The 14,146-nt window shown below is 63.0% G+C and carries 14 protein-coding genes; 5 read left to right on the top strand and 9 right to left on the bottom strand.

All coding sequences use genetic code 11. From position 1 onward, the window contains the following. Positions 1-7: 7 nt before the first annotated feature. A complete protein-coding gene (locus CSQ95_RS21120; protein ID WP_099410926.1) occupies positions 8-1,165 on the bottom strand; it encodes an iron-containing alcohol dehydrogenase in 1,158 nt (385 codons plus the stop codon). A 142-nt stretch (positions 1,166-1,307) separates the two neighbouring features. Here CSQ95_RS21120 and CSQ95_RS21115 point away from each other — a divergent pair, with 142 nt between their 5' ends. Together CSQ95_RS21115 and CSQ95_RS21110 are read left to right on the top strand one after the other, a co-directional pair. Continuing rightward, positions 1,308-1,613, top strand: a complete 306-nt coding sequence (locus CSQ95_RS21115) for a hypothetical protein (RefSeq protein WP_034750230.1) — start codon at positions 1,308-1,310, stop codon at positions 1,611-1,613. 93 nt (positions 1,614-1,706) lie between these two features. After that, complete coding sequence (locus tag CSQ95_RS21110) at positions 1,707-2,186, top strand: Imm26 family immunity protein (RefSeq protein WP_099410925.1); 480 nt, start codon at positions 1,707-1,709, stop codon at positions 2,184-2,186. 150 nt (positions 2,187-2,336) lie between these two features. On the opposite strand, the gene CSQ95_RS21105 is transcribed toward CSQ95_RS21110, so the two are convergent. Together CSQ95_RS21105 and ompR are read right to left on the bottom strand one after the other, a co-directional pair. Next, on the bottom strand, positions 2,337-3,695 hold the full coding sequence (locus CSQ95_RS21105; RefSeq protein WP_099410924.1) for a sensor histidine kinase: 1,359 nt from the start codon (positions 3,693-3,695) through the stop codon (positions 2,337-2,339). A gap of 13 nt (positions 3,696-3,708) precedes the next feature. Further along, a complete protein-coding gene (gene ompR / locus CSQ95_RS21100) occupies positions 3,709-4,410 on the bottom strand; it encodes a two-component system response regulator OmpR (protein ID WP_223278807.1) in 702 nt (233 codons plus the stop codon). Positions 4,411-4,673: 263 nt separating this feature from the next. Between ompR and CSQ95_RS21095 the strand changes: the two genes are divergently transcribed. Further along, positions 4,674-5,063, top strand: coding sequence for a hypothetical protein (locus CSQ95_RS21095; RefSeq protein WP_070224012.1), 390 nt, complete (start codon positions 4,674-4,676; stop codon positions 5,061-5,063). Between the two features lie 270 nt (positions 5,064-5,333). Continuing rightward, a complete protein-coding gene (locus CSQ95_RS21090) occupies positions 5,334-7,193 on the top strand; it encodes a flagellar assembly protein A (RefSeq protein WP_257218135.1) in 1,860 nt (619 codons plus the stop codon). A gap of 119 nt (positions 7,194-7,312) precedes the next feature. On the opposite strand, the gene arfB is transcribed toward CSQ95_RS21090, so the two are convergent. Beyond that, positions 7,313-7,711: an alternative ribosome rescue aminoacyl-tRNA hydrolase ArfB gene (gene arfB, locus CSQ95_RS21085; RefSeq protein ID WP_034779396.1), complete on the bottom strand. Its 399-nt coding sequence runs from the start codon at positions 7,709-7,711 to the stop codon at positions 7,313-7,315. Positions 7,712-7,904: 193 nt separating this feature from the next. Here arfB and CSQ95_RS21080 point away from each other — a divergent pair, with 193 nt between their 5' ends. Next, positions 7,905-8,405, top strand: coding sequence for a chemotaxis protein CheW (locus CSQ95_RS21080; RefSeq protein WP_099410922.1), 501 nt, complete (start codon positions 7,905-7,907; stop codon positions 8,403-8,405). A gap of 41 nt (positions 8,406-8,446) precedes the next feature. On the opposite strand, the gene CSQ95_RS21075 is transcribed toward CSQ95_RS21080, so the two are convergent. The 5 genes from CSQ95_RS21075 to CSQ95_RS21055 all read right to left on the bottom strand — a co-directional run bounded on the left by CSQ95_RS21075 (position 8,447) and on the right by CSQ95_RS21055 (position 14,045). After that, positions 8,447-10,441, bottom strand: a complete 1,995-nt coding sequence (locus CSQ95_RS21075) for an ATP-binding cassette domain-containing protein (RefSeq protein WP_180279121.1) — start codon at positions 10,439-10,441, stop codon at positions 8,447-8,449. A 138-nt stretch (positions 10,442-10,579) separates the two neighbouring features. Further along, entirely contained in the window at positions 10,580-11,470 is an 891-nt protein-coding gene (gene prmB, locus CSQ95_RS21070) for a 50S ribosomal protein L3 N(5)-glutamine methyltransferase (protein ID WP_099410920.1), read from the bottom strand. Positions 11,471-11,526: 56 nt separating this feature from the next. Continuing rightward, complete coding sequence (gene dapE / locus CSQ95_RS21065; protein ID WP_099410919.1) at positions 11,527-12,663, bottom strand: succinyl-diaminopimelate desuccinylase; 1,137 nt, start codon at positions 12,661-12,663, stop codon at positions 11,527-11,529. Positions 12,664-12,732: 69 nt separating this feature from the next. After that, positions 12,733-13,089: an ArsC family reductase gene (locus CSQ95_RS21060; RefSeq protein WP_099410918.1), complete on the bottom strand. Its 357-nt coding sequence runs from the start codon at positions 13,087-13,089 to the stop codon at positions 12,733-12,735. Between the two features lie 263 nt (positions 13,090-13,352). Continuing rightward, entirely contained in the window at positions 13,353-14,045 is a 693-nt protein-coding gene (locus CSQ95_RS21055) for a hypothetical protein (RefSeq protein WP_143450025.1), read from the bottom strand. Between the last annotated feature and the right edge of the window lie 101 nt (positions 14,046-14,146).

The raw sequence follows: 14,146 nt of genomic DNA, 5'->3' as shown, positions 1-14,146 counted from the left end.
CGCGAATCTACAAACTGAGTTCGAGCACCTTGCGGCTGACGGCGGGCGTGATGTCGCGCTGTTCGCCCAGCGCCGTCATGCCGTGCGCTTCCAGGGCGGACACGACGGCGTCCACGCTCGCGTGGTTCAGACCGTAGTCGGCCAGGCGCGTCTTGACGCCCATGTGGCGGAAGAAGAATTCCGTGCGCGCGATGGCCGCCTCGATGCGGCCGTCCTCGTCGCCGCCATCGAGGCCCCACACGCGGGCCGCATATTGCAGCAGCTTGACGCGCTTGGCCTGTTTGCGCACGCGCAGCATGCTGGGCAGGATGATGGCCAGGGTCTGAGCATGATCGAGCTCGTACAAGGCCGTCAATTCGTGACCGATGGCGTGCGTGGACCAGTCCTGCGGCACGCCCACGCCGATCAGGCCGTTCAAGGCCAGGGTGGCGCTCCACATCACGTTAGCGCGCACGTCGTAGTCGTCCGGGTGCGACAGGGCTTTCGGGCCTTCCTCGATCAGGGTCAATAAAATCCCTTCCGCGAAGCGGTCCTGCACGGATGCGTTCACGGGGTAGGTCAAATACTGTTCCATCACATGCGCAAACGCGTCGACGACACCGTTGCCCACCTGGCGCAGCGGCAAGGTGAACGTTTTCGACGGGTCCAGCACGGAGAATTTCGGATACACCTTGCGGCTCATGAACGAGCGCTTTTCCTGGGTGGCCTTGCGCGTGATCACGGCCGAGCCATTCATTTCGGAACCCGTGGCCGGCAAGGTGAGCACCGTGCCGAAGGGCAGGGCGGCCTCGACGATCTTGCCGCCTTTGGCCAGGATGTCCCATGCCTCGCCCTCGTGCAGGGCGGCTGCGGCGATGAACTTGGTGCCGTCGACCACGGAGCCGCCGCCGACGGCCAGCAGGAAATCGATGCGCTCGCTTTTCACCATGGCCACGGCCTGCATCAGGGTTTCATAGCTGGGATTGGGTTCGATGCCGGCAAATTCCAGCACCGTGTGGCCGGCCAGCGCCGCCCTGACTTCATCGTAGACGCCGTTCTGCTTGATGCTGCCGCCGCCGTAGGTCATCAGGACCCGCGCCTGGGGCGGGATCAGGCCGGCGATGGCGGCGATCTGGCCTTGGCCGAAGAGGATTTGCGTCGGATTGTAAAAATCGAAATTGAACATGGGGCTCCCGCTGCCGAGGTGTAGGCTGTTGCTGAGGCATGATTATGGCCGAACGGGTGAAATCGTGTCGTGGACGCTTGAGCTTTTCGCCCGCGCGGTGGAGAATGCAGCCGATGTCACCACCACGCGAAAAGGAATGCGCATGACCACCGTCCCACTGGAAGAATCCGGCTTGCCGGCCACCGCGCTCGACATGCACCGCGCCATCGGCGCCACCATCGCCGCGCTGCAGGCGCTGGACTTGAACAGCCAGCGCTTCGAGGCGTGCACAGACCCGGAACTGCGCCGCGTGCTCGCGCATGCGGGCGACACCAGCCGCAAGGAAGCGGCCATGCTGCTCGAATGGATGCGCCGCCGCGACGCGCGCCTCGATACGGCCATGAAGGAAGCGCTGTTCAAGGCGGGGCCAATTGTTGCCCAGTATCACTATGACGAGAAAATATTGTAACTATTGGTTTGTTGTTGTGGCGTACCATGCGCCATTTAACCTTTGCTTCGCGTAGACTGTGCCCCGAACACGATTTTGGGGGAGTCTGCAGAAATGAAATCATTACCATACCGAGAAGGCAGCTGGTTTGCCGTGCCCCTGCCGGGCGGCGGTTATGCCGTCGGCGTGGTGGCGCGCAGGGCGCCTGCCGGGCGCATCATGCTGGCGTATATGTTCGGGCCGAAGCGCGACCGCTTGCCCACACTGGAAGAGCTGGAAGGCTTGCGGCCGGAACAGGCCGTGCGCCGCCTGCGCACGGGCGACATGGCCCTGCTCAACGAGCGCTGGCCCTTGCTGGGCGACAGTGCTCACTGGGAGCGCGATGCCTGGCCCATGCCGGCCTTTATCCGCCGCAATGAATCCCTGCAGCGCGCCTGGCGCGCCAGCTATGCGGATGCCGATCCTGCCAAGCTGAACCGCGAGGAATCTATCCCCTTCGACACGCCGGGCATGGAAAGCGATTCCCTGTACGGCTACGGGGCGACGGAATTGTTGATGAGTAAATTGTTGGCGCAGGAGCAGGCGTCGGCGTGATGGCTGCCGGGCGGCCTTGGTGCCGGAACTTGCATCGGACCGCGTAGGTCGGCTTAGCGCAAAGCGCGTAAGCCGACACCACCAGCGGCCCAGGTCAACAATGTTGTCGGATTACGCGAGGCAAGGCCTCGCTAATCCGACCTACGCCGCTTATGCCGCCGGCAAGCTGATCTGAAACGCCAGGCCGCCGCCTTCGCGGTTGCGCACCTGCAGTTCGGCGCCGTGGCGCAGCAGCACGCGGTCGACGATGGCCAGGCCCAGGCCAGCGCCGTTGGCTTGTCCGCGCGCCGTGTCGAGGCGGGTGAACGGCTTCATCAGCTGCTCGATCTTTTCCGCCGGCACGCCCGTGCCGTGGTCCTGTACCTCGATGATCACCTTTTTCGCGCCGTGGCTGGTGCGCACCTGGCAGGCGATGTCGATTTCCGTCACGTCGCTGCCCGGCGTCTTGCCATAGCGGCGCGCATTCTCGATCAGGTTGTTCAGCACGCGGCGCAAGTCGGTGGGGTTGCCCATCGCATGCGCGCCATCGGCGATGGTGGCGTTGAGCTTCACGTCCGACAGGCGCATCGCTTCGCGCGTCATATCGTGGAGCAAACCGCTGAGGTCGACGTCGGTAAAGCTCGACGCTTCCGTCGGCTTGGCGTAGTCGAGGAACTGGCCGATGATGGCGTCCATCTGCCCGATATCGGACTGGATGCCTTCGCGCGCCTCGTCCGACAGGTTGGCCATTTCCACTTCCAGCTGCATGCGCGCCAGCGGCGTGCGCAAGTCGTGCGAAATGCCCGCCAGAATCACGGCGCGGTCCGATTCCACTTGTTTCAGATCATCGACCATCTGGTTGAAGCTGCGGTTCGCCTCGATGATTTCGATCGGCCCTTTTTCCGGCAACGGCGCCGGCTGCTTGCCCTTGGCGATGTCGCGCGCGGCCGCCGTCAGACGCGACAGCGGTAGATTGATCAGGCTTGAAATGATGGCCGCGCCCAGCAGCGACAGCAGCGATACCAGGCTGGCCCAGCCCAGCCACTGGAAGCCCGTGAGGCCGCGCAGGCGCTCGCGGTCCAGCATCAGCCAGTATTCGTCGTCGTCGATCTTGAAGCTGACCCAGAAGCCGGCCACGCCGTTGACGCGCGCGGAAAAGCGCGTGTCCTTGCCCAGCTTGGCCTTCACCAGCGCCTCGATCTCCGGCATCAGGTAATTGTCGGGCGGCGGCTCGATGCGGTCGTCCTCTTCCAGCGAGAAGATGCGGATGCCTTCGTTGCTGACGAGGTCGAACAGCAGCTCGCGGCGCAACTCGGGCGCCGAGTGCGTCAGTGCCGCATGCGTGATGGTGACGACGGAAATGATCTGGGCGGAAATCTGCTGCGCCTGCGGCTCGCGCTGGATGACGGAAATCATGCCGATCCAGGTGATCATGCTGACCGTGGTCAAGGTGCCGAGCAGCAAAAAGGTGCGCCAGAACAGGCCGCTTTTCAGCCGCGCCAGGCTGATATCGGGAACAAGCTTCATCATGCCTCGCCAGCGATCAGCGCGGCTGTCCGTCCGGGATGAAGACGTAGCCGAGGCCCCACACGGTCTGGATGAAGAGCGGGCTCGACGGATCGGGTTCGATCAGTTTGCGCAGGCGCGAAATCTGCACGTCCAGGCTGCGGTCGAACACTTCGTATTCGCGTCCGCGCGCCAGTTCCATCAGTTTTTCGCGCGACAGCGGCTGGCGCGCATGGCGGGCAAACACTTTCAATACGGAAAATTCGCCCGTGGTCAGCGGCACCGTTTCGCCATTCTTTTTCAAGGTGCGCGTGCCCAGGTCCAGCACGAAGTCGCCGAATTCGAAGGTTTGCGGCGTTTCCGACGGCGCGCCCGGGATTTCATCAGGACCCTTGCGGCGCAGCACGGCGCCGATGCGGGCCACCAGTTCGCGCGGATTGAATGGTTTCGGCAGGTAGTCGTCGGCGCCCATTTCCAGGCCCACGATGCGGTCCACGTCCTCGCCCTTGGCCGTCAGCATGATGATCGGCGTCTGGTCGCCCGCGCCGCGCAGGCGGCGGCAGATCGACAGGCCGTCTTCGCCCGGCAACATCAGGTCGAGCACCAGCAAGTCGTAGCGTTCGCGCAGCCACAGCTTGTTCATGGCCGTCGCACTCTCTGCCGTGAAGACATTGAAGCCCTGTTCGGTCAGGTAGCGCCGCAGCAGGTCGCGCAGGCGCACATCGTCATCGACCACCATGATTTTTGCTTGGTGGCCATGGATCGATTGCGTTGTTGTATTGCTGCCGGTAGTGGAGGTTGTGGTCATTTAGGGTGTCGTGTTATCTTATATTAGTTGCTATAGTAACGCCTCGCGCGGCGTCGGCAAGGGGCTGTGGCGACCCATTACAAAGTGTTACAAACTTTACCCAATTACTCTTACTGCACCGTGTAAAGCATCATACACTGGGGCCACAGTGGAAATCAGCTTTAGTTTATACGGCATCGCGGAAGAGGAACTCAATGAATATCTTTACTAAAAAAATTCACGCCGCTCCCAGCGCAGCTATTGCCGCACGTACGACTGTGCTGTCCGCATTTGCCGTTTGTTCCGTGTTTGCCGCCAGCCTGGCGCTGGCGCAAAACCAGCCGCCGCCACGCCGTGACGACCAGCAGCAAATGCAGGCCCAGCGGTATGAACAGGTACAGCGCAGCAATAGCAATGATACGCGACTGCGCGAACAGCGTGACGCACGCAGTTTCGACACCCGCGCCGAAGAGCAGCGCCGCGCCAACGAGGGCGCGGACGCCTCACGCCGCACGGGCCGCATGACGCCCGACGAGCGCCGCGACCTGCGCCGCCAGATCAACGAAGTGGGCCAGGACATTTACTCGAATCCGCCGCGTCGTTGATGACATCCGGCAATACCTACTGCGCGTCGCGACTTGTGGCCTGCGATGCTCACTGTACTAAAGTACAGTTCCGCTTCTCGGCCACAATTCACTTCCGCTCGCTACGGTCTTGCCAGATGTCGTGACTTTACCTGAAACATCCATCTCCATTTTTCATTCCCCTGTTTGTTGCGCCAGGATTATGCTAATCCGGCATACCGCCACGCCCCGTGATATTGTTCTAGTGCACTGAGACAATTCTCTGAATGTGTTGCAGAGGGGAGGCAAGTGGTGAGCGACGACGACACACCCGTTCCTGATGCGGCCCCCGCAGGCGGCTTGCCGTACGGCCTGGTCCAGCGCGACGGGGGCGTGTTCCTTGACCTGTCGCTGGCGCCGGCGCAGCTGCGCGCCGCCGTCGACCAGCTGTTCCAGTCGGGGCAGTTGCTGGCTGGCCTCGATTACGGTTTGTTCCTGCTGACCCTGTTCCATGCCCCCACGCCCCGCGCCGCGCCCAAAGGTGACGCCTTGCTGCGCATCGCCGTGCGCGTGGCGCCATTTTCACCCCAGCGCCGCGCCCTGTATAAACAGGTCAAGATCCACGGCGACAGCGCCGAGTTTTACTTTGAAGCATTGCTTCCTGACGCCGATGGCCAGGTGCCTGTGCGCCGCGAGTTTGACGAGCTGGTGGCTGACCTGTGGTGCAAGGGTGTGCACTACGGCATCGATAGTGTGGCCGTGCGCGCCGTTCTCGCCAGCGGCAAGGCCGAGCGCATCACGGTGGCGCGGGTGCTGCCGCCGCAGCCGGGGCGCGACGCCCAACTGGTGGAGGTGTCGCAAGGCATCCACCGCGACGATGCGCCGCGCGAACGCTCCGATGGCCGCCTCGATTTGCTCAGCTTCAAGAACCGCTTTCCGCAAGTCAAAAAACACGCGCGCCTGCTGCGTCTGCTGCCAGGTGCGCCCGGCTTGCCCGGCTATGACCTGGCCGGCAAAGCCCTGCCGCCGCCCGCGCCGCTGGCGCTGGACCTGGCCATAGTGGCGGGGCCGGGGACGGCGGTCGAACATTTCAGCGATGGTGATTTCGTCGTCGCCACCACGAATGGCTATGTGAACGTCGATGAGCACGGCAAGATGTCCATCGAGAACAAGATCGTCAGCCGCGAAGGCGTCAGCAGCCGCACCACGGGCAATCTGAAGCTGCGCGCCGCCTACGAGGAATATGGCGACGTGCAGGAGCAGCGTCAGCTCGACGGCAGCGACATCACCATCCATGGCGACGTGTATGGCCATTTGCACTCGCATGGCGGACTGATCTTGTTGCAGCGCAACCTGGTGGGCGGCACGGCGTTCAATGAACACGGCGACGTGCGCGTCGAGGGCGTCGCGTCCGGTTCCGTGCTGCAGGCCCTCAGCGGCGAAGTGCATGTGAAGCGCGCCGAAAGTTGTGTCATCGCCGGCACGCGCGTGGTGATCGACAGCGCCAGCAATTGCGAGATCATCGCCGACGAGGTCGTCATCGAGCTGGCCGAAGGCTGCGCCGTGGCGGCGCGCACCATCCGCATCGGCAGCGCCGGCCCGCGCAAGCAGGTGGAAATGCTGCTATTTCCCCTCGTGCCCGATTTGAGCGCCCTGGAGCAACAGATCGCCGAGAGTCTGGCCAAGGCCGCGCAGTACCAGCAGGTGCAGCACAAGCGCCAGCAGGAAATTGATGCCATCGCGCAGTTGCCGGAAGTGCGCAACTACCTGACCCTGGCGGGCCAGCTGCGGCGCGGCGAATTGCAGCTGCAGCCGGCGCAACAGCTCCAATACGACAAGCTGGCCGCGCGCATCGCTCCCGTCCTGAAGGAAGTGGCGCGGCTGCGCGTGGAAGTCAAGCAGTCGGAAATTCTGCATGCGCAAATGCTGTCCTTGGTGGCGCAACTGCGCCAGGAGCGGCAGGCGACGGCTGGCCAGTCGCGCTGCAGCCTGGGCCTGGTCGATGGAGAAACGACGGTGCGCGCCCTGGTCGTGCCGCCCGGGCCGGCCAAGGTCTACGACCGGCCGCCGAAAGAGATCAAGGCCTTGCTGCGCAGCGCCACGCCGGCCACGCAAGCGGTGTTCGCGAACAGCACGGGCAGCCTGGACTGGACGTATGCGCCGCCGCCTTAAAATGCCAGACAAAGCCGTCGCGAGCGGCAACGAGTTGTGGCGGAGAAGCGCAGCTGTGCGACTGCACAGTGAGCATCGCAGGCCGCAAATCGCGACGCGCAGCAGGTTGGGTCAGGCATTTAGTCGATCACCTTGCCGCGCGATTGTTTCAGCACGCTGTGCGTGCTCTTGCTGTCGAGGCGGCGCCGCTGCGAGCTGCGTGTGGGCTTGGTGGCGCGCCGTACGGCGGGCAGGAACGTGACGCTGTCGATGATTTCCTGCAGCCGGCGCAACGCTTCTTCCTTGTTCTGCTCCTGGCTGCGCGACTGTTGCGCCTTGAGCACCAGCACGCCATCCTTGCTGATGCGGCTGTCGCGCAGGGCCAGCAGCCGTTCCTTGTACGCTTCCGGCAGCGACGAGGCGGCGATGGGGAAGCGCAGATGGATGGCGCTGGACACCTTGTTGACGTTCTGCCCGCCCGGGCCCTGGGCGCGGATGGCGGAAAATTCAACTTCAGCGGGGTTGACGAGGTGTTGCATGGCCTGCCTGTAGGGAGTGATGTGGGTATTGTAAGGGAAGATGGCTGCGCCGGCGCAAGGGCGGGCGGCCAGTCGATGATGTCTTCCGGGAAAGTTGATGTTTCTCAACGCTGGAGTCGGGGATGCTGGTTAGCATGGGCCAACGTTGCGCCACTGCGCATCCTGGCAGCGCTTACCGGATGAAAGGAACACCATGCAGCCCACGACCACGCCTGGCGCCGCAGCGACGGCGGAACGCGGCACCGCGCAATCCCTGACGCAGTACTTGAGCTTTCGGCTGGGCGGCCTGGAATACGGCCTCGATTACCGCTGCGTGCGGGAATTGCGTGCCCTCAAGGAGCTCGACCGTTTTTCTTCGGAAGGGGAAGTGCTGCACAGCGTGGCCGTCTCGCGCGGCGTGATCATCCCCATCGTGGATATGCGCGCCGCGTTCGGCAGCGCCCACGGCGCGCCAGACCCGGCCACTGACGTGATCATCCTGCAGCTGAGTAATGGCGTGATGGGCATGGTGGTCGACGGCGTCACCGATATCGTCAGCTTGGCGCCCGCCGACATCGCCGCCGTGCCCGGCCTGGGCGAGGCGGAAGCCGATTACCTGTTGGGCCTGGGCACGGTGGCGGGGCGCCGATTGATCCTCGTCGACATCGACCGCCTGATGGCGATCCGCAGCCCCGGTCCCATGCAGGTGGCCTAAAAAAAAAGACGACCTGAAGGTCGTCTTTTGTCGCTGCTTGATTAACCGAGTTTTTCCAGCTGATCCTGCAGTTCGAGCCATTCCGCTTCCAGCTGCGCCAGGTCCTTGGTGAAGAAGGTCTGGTCGGCCAGCAACTGTTTCAGCTTGGCCTTGTTGGCGGCGTCGTAGATGGTCGGCTCGCCCAGCTTTTCTTCCGTTTCCGCCTTTTGCGCGTTGCGCTTGGCGATTTGCTCTTCCTGGCGCTTGATCTTGTTTTCGATCGGCTTGCGCAGGGCGGCCGCCTTCTGGCGGTCTTCCGCTTCCTGGCGCTTGTCGCGCACGGGCGCGGCAGGGGCGGCTGCCGGCGCAGGGACGGACGACGTTACCGGGAAGTCGGTCTTGTTGGCCTTGCCGGCGGCCGGCAGCACATCGGTACCCTTGCCCAGCTTGGTCTTGAACAGCCAGTCCTTGTAGTCGTCCAGGTCGCCGTCGAACGGCTGCAGCTTGCCGTCGGCTACGATGATGAATTCGTCCGTGGTGGCGCGCAGCAAATGGCGATCATGGGATACGACGACCAAGGTGCCTTCGAACTGGGCCAGCGCTTCCGTCAGCGCTTCGCGCGTTTCCAGGTCCAGATGGTTGGTCGGTTCATCGAGCAGCAGCAGGTTAGGACGCTGCCAGACGATCAGGGCCAGCGCCAGGCGGGCTTTTTCGCCGCCCGAGAACGGCGCGATCGACGCGGTGACCATGTTGCCGGGGAAGTTGAAGCCGCCGAGGAAGTTGCGCAGTTCCTGCTCGCGCACGGTCGGGGCGATCTTGGCCAGATGCCACAGCGGCGATTCGTCGTGGCGCAGCATTTCCACCTGATGCTGGGCGAAGTAGCCGATGTTGAGGCCCTTGCCCATGGTGGCGTCGCCTGTCAATGGCATCAGTTCGCCGGCGATGGTCTTGATCAGCGTCGATTTGCCGGCGCCGTTCTGGCCCAGGAGACCGATGCGCTGGCCGATCTGCAGCGAAAACTTGATGCCGTTGACGATGGTCTTGTGCGTGATCTCGCCCGTCGCTTCGTTTTCAATCTTGTAGCCCGCATCGACGTCTTCCATCACCAGCAGCGGGTTCGGGGCGCTCAAAGGCTCGCGGAATTCGAACGAGAATTCGGCGGCGGCGCGTAGCGGCGCCAGCTCTTCCATTTTCGCCAGCGCCTTCATGCGGCTTTGCGCCTGGCGCGCTTTCGAGGCTTGCGCCTTGAAGCGGTTCACGAACGATTCCAGATGGGCACGCTTGCGCTGCTGCTTTTCCAGCGCGCCGGCGGCCAGGATCATCTGCGCCGCGCGCTGGCGCTCGAAGCTCGAATAGTTGCCCGAATAGCGTTTCAGCTTGCGCTCGTCGATATGCACGACGACGTTGACCACTTCATCGAGGAAGTCGCGGTCATGGGAGATAATCAGCAAGGTGCCGGCGTAGCGCTTGAGCCAGTCTTCCAGCCAGATGATGGCGTCCAGGTCCAAGTGGTTGGTCGGTTCATCGAGCAGCAGCAGGTCGGACGGGCACATCAGCGCTTGCGCCAGGTTCAGACGCATGCGCCAGCCGCCGGAGAAACTGGCGACAGGCTGCTGCATCTGGTCCAGGGTAAAGCCCAGGCCCAGCAGCAACTGCTCGCCGCGCGACTGCACGGTATACGCGTCGGCATCGGCCATGGCGCTGTAGATTTCGCCGATGGCGATGCCGTTTTCCGACGTGGCCGGTTCCGATTCCAGGCGCGCCAGTTCCGCTTCCAGCTTGCGCAAGGTCACGTCGCCGTCGATGGCGTAATCGAGCGCGGCACGGTCCAGCGGCGGCGTTTCCTGCGCCACGTAAGCCACGCGCCATTTGGCCGGGAAATCGATCTCGCCCTGGTCAGGGTGCAATTCGCCGCGCATCATGGCGAACAGGCTCGATTTGCCCGCGCCATTGGCGCCGATCAGGCCGATCTTGTCGCCCGGATTGAGGGTGACATCGACTTGTTCGAGCAACGGTTTGATGCCGCGCATCAGGCTTACTTGTAGGAAACGTATCATTTTTTTCTTTGTGAAGGCAGGGCTTTACCCCTCGCCGTAAAAACATCGTGTAGGTCGGATTAGCCCGAAGGGCGTAATCCGACGGGTGCCGCACAGGCATGTCGGATTACGCTACGCTAATCCGACCTACCAAGTCGATCAAACCAGCTTGAGCTGCTCGGCCGTCAGCAGGAATACCATGTCGTCGCCGGCGCTTGTCGTCAGCCAAGTCAGGCCCAGCTCGCCGAAGGCCGCTTCCGCGTAGGCGCGTTCGTTGCCGATTTCAATCATCAGGATGCCGTCGTCCGTCAGGCGCTCGGCCGCGCCGGCGATGATCTTGCGCACCAGGTCCATGCCGTCGCTGCCGCCGTCGAGGGCGATCTGCGGTTCGGCCAGGTATTCCTGGGGCAGGGCGCCCATCGACGCGGAATTCACGTACGGCGGGTTGCTGATGATCAAATCATATTTCTTGGCCGGCACGTTCGCGTACAGGTCCGATTCGATCAGGTTCACGCGGTCCTGCAGCTTGTACGTGTCGACGTTGCGCTTGGCCACGGCCAGCGCGTCGGCGGAAATGTCCACGGCGTCCACGGCGGCGTTCGGGAAGGCGTCGGCCATCATGATCGACAGGCAGCCCGAACCGGTGCACAGTTCCAGGATGTTTTCCACGGCTTCCGGTTCCGCCACCCACGGCGAGAAGTATTCAGGGATCAGTTCGGCGATGAAGGAGCGGGGCACGATCACGCGCTCGTCGACGTAGAAGTTATACGTGCCCAGCCAGCCTTCCTTGGTGATGTAGGCGGCCGGCACGCGGTCGATGCTGCGGCGGTCGATGACGCTCATGACGCTGGCCACTTCCGACGGCAGCAGCTTGGCGTCGAGAAACGGTTCGAGCTTGTCGAGCGGCAACTTCAACGTGTGCAGGATCAGATAGGCGGCTTCGTCGAACGCTTCGGCGCTGCCGTGGCCGAAAAACAGCTTGGCGGTATTAAAACGGGTAACGGCGTAGCGCAGCAGGTCGCGTGGCGTGGAAAACGGGTTCGGGGTCATGGCATTCTCGAAAAGACGGTGTTCTGGCCCGCCGTGACGGGCCTCGGTATTCTGGTTCAGACGGGCAGCAAATGCTCCAGCGTGCGCCGGTAAATATTCTTCAGGGGATCGATGTGGCGCAGTTCGATGTGCTCGTCGATCTTGTGAATACTGGCATTGGGCGGCCCGAATTCTATCACTTGGGGGCAGATTTGCGCGATAAACCGGCCATCCGAGGTGCCGCCCGTGGTCGACAGCTCCGTCGTGAGGCCCGTTTCTTCCAGGATGGCCGACGACAGCGCATCGCTCAAGGTGCCGCGCGGCGTGAGGAAGGGCAGGCCGCTCAGGGTCCATTGCAAATCGTATTGCAAGTCATGCTTGTCGAGGATGGCGTGGACCCTTTTCTGCAGGTTTTCCGCCGTGCTGGCCGTCGAAAAGCGGAAGTTAAAGTCGATCACCATGTCGCCAGGGATCACGTTGTTGGCGCCCGTGCCCGCGTTGATGTTGGACATTTGCCACGAGGTCGGCAGGTAATACTCGTTGCCCGCGTCCCATTTTTCCTCGACCAGGTCGGCCAGCGCCTGCGCCGCCTCGTGGATCGGGTTTTTCGCCAGGTGCGGGTAGGCGATGTGGCCTTGCACGCCCTTGATGGTCAAGCGGCCCGACAGCGAACCGCGGCGGCCGTTCTTGATCATGTCGCCCAGCTGCGCGCTCGAGGTCGGCTCGCCCACGAGGCAATAGTCGATCTGCTCGCCGCGCGCCTTCAGTTGCTCGCAGACGATGACGGTGCCGTCCGTGGCCGGGCCTTCCTCGTCGCTGGTGATCAAAAAAGCGATGGAACCGGTGTGCCCGGGCGTGGCGGCAATGAATTCCTCACAAGCGACCACCATGGCGGCGATCGAGGTCTTCATGTCGGCCGCGCCACGGCCGTACAGCTTGCCGTCGCGGTGCGTGGGAATGAAGGGCAGCGAGCGCCATTGCTCGACGGGGCCGGTGGGCACCACGTCCGTGTGGCCGGCAAAGACGAACACGGGGGACGTCGTGCCGCGGCGTGCCCACAGATTGGTGACGTCGTTCGACTGGATCGTTTCGCAGACGAAGCCCAGCGGGGTGAGGAGGTCGATCAGGTGCTGCTGGCAGCCCTTGTCGTCGGGCGTGACCGAGGACAGGGCGATCAGTTTTTCGGTCAGGGCGAGGGTTTTGGAGGTGGTCATGGTGTGGAGCGGGGGCGTACCCTTGGGACTCGGCGTCCCCGTACGACCCCAGCTTTGCAGGTGTCGGGTTTAAACTGAAAAAATGCTCTTGTACTGCGCATCGGAAAACGCCACGCTGAACTGGCCATCCTTGTCCAGCACGGGGCGCTTGATGATGGACGGGTTTTCCAGCATCAGGTCCAATGCGCTGGCCGCGTCCGTGATCGACGCTTTACGCTCGTCGGACAGGGCGCGCCAGGTCGTGCCTTTCTTGTTGACCAGCACATCCCACGGCAATTGCGCAAGCCACGCCTCGACGGTGGCGCGTTCCAGGCCCTGCTTCTTGAAGTCGTGGAAGGTGAAATCGAGTTGCTGCGCGGCCAGCCAGGTGCGGGCCTTTTTGACGGTATCGCAGTTGGGGATACCGTAGAGTGTAATGGTCGTCATGGGTAGGGCTAAGGGGAATGAATGCGGTTCGCTTGATCGCGGCGCTTGCGCCAAGTCAAAATGCGATGGTAGCCGCCATTATACAGTCGATGCGCAGTCGATGCGGCAGTGCAACACGGTTGCATGTTACGGGCAGGTTCAGGGCCAGGCGCTGCGAATGCCCAGTTGCGTGGCCACCTGGCCGAAGTCGCGGTGCGCGGATAGCGGCGTGGCGGACGCCATCGCCAGCTTGGGCGCGGCGCAATGTTGCCACGGTTGCGCCGCTATTCGTCGGCGTAGGCGCGGGCGGCCGCCATCACGGCGTCGAGTTTTCCTTTTGCCAAGGCTTGCAGCGGCGACTTGCCGCCCAGCGACAGGCGCGGGATGGTAAAAAAGTCCCATTTGGCGGCGCCGGGCAAGTCACCTAGAATTTTGCTGATTTTTTCCAGCGTGTGCCGGTCGTGGCGGGGATCGGCGAAAAATGCCGGGTAAACATATTCGCCGGAGGCGCCGCGCAAGGCGAACAGGCGTCTGGCTTTCAGTGCCGCACTGAGTGCCTGCGGCGTGACTGCCAGCCGGGCGCGCAATTCGGGGCCGGACAGCAAGCTGTGCGAGGCCAGGTCTTTTTCACGTTGATGCCGTTCCTGTTCTTCCAGGCCGCGCATGAATTGCCGGGTGCTGACGTGGCCTGTCTGCGTATCGTTGCCGGAAGCCATGCTCAGCTCCCGCTCTGCCACGATATCGAGATCGTGCCGCATTTGCGCCAGCAGCGCGGGCCGGTCGTCGCGCGGCACGGCGTCCAGCAGTGATGCATAGGCTTCCTGGAAAGTGTCTTGCGCAATGTTGAAGCGCAAGCCTGTGGCGCTGGCAGCCAGTGTGGCGGCCAGCTGCTCAGCCAGCGGGGATGCCGATTCAGCATCTTCGGCTTCGCAGGCGGGCTGGTCAGTTGTTGAGTGGTTGCGATGTGTGTTCGACATGGCCGTATCCTTGAAACGCAAGTCTCAGCATAGGATATCAAGTCAAACAAAGCAAACAAAGCAAGGAGATTAACTCTATCTGCCTTGATGCAGCACAAACC

It is taken from the genome of Janthinobacterium sp. BJB304, from assembly GCF_002735765.1.
Taxonomy (GTDB): domain Bacteria; phylum Pseudomonadota; class Gammaproteobacteria; order Burkholderiales; family Burkholderiaceae_D; genus Janthinobacterium.
Note: the sequence above shows the minus strand (reverse complement) of the source record. Positions and strands in the feature narration are given on the sequence as shown.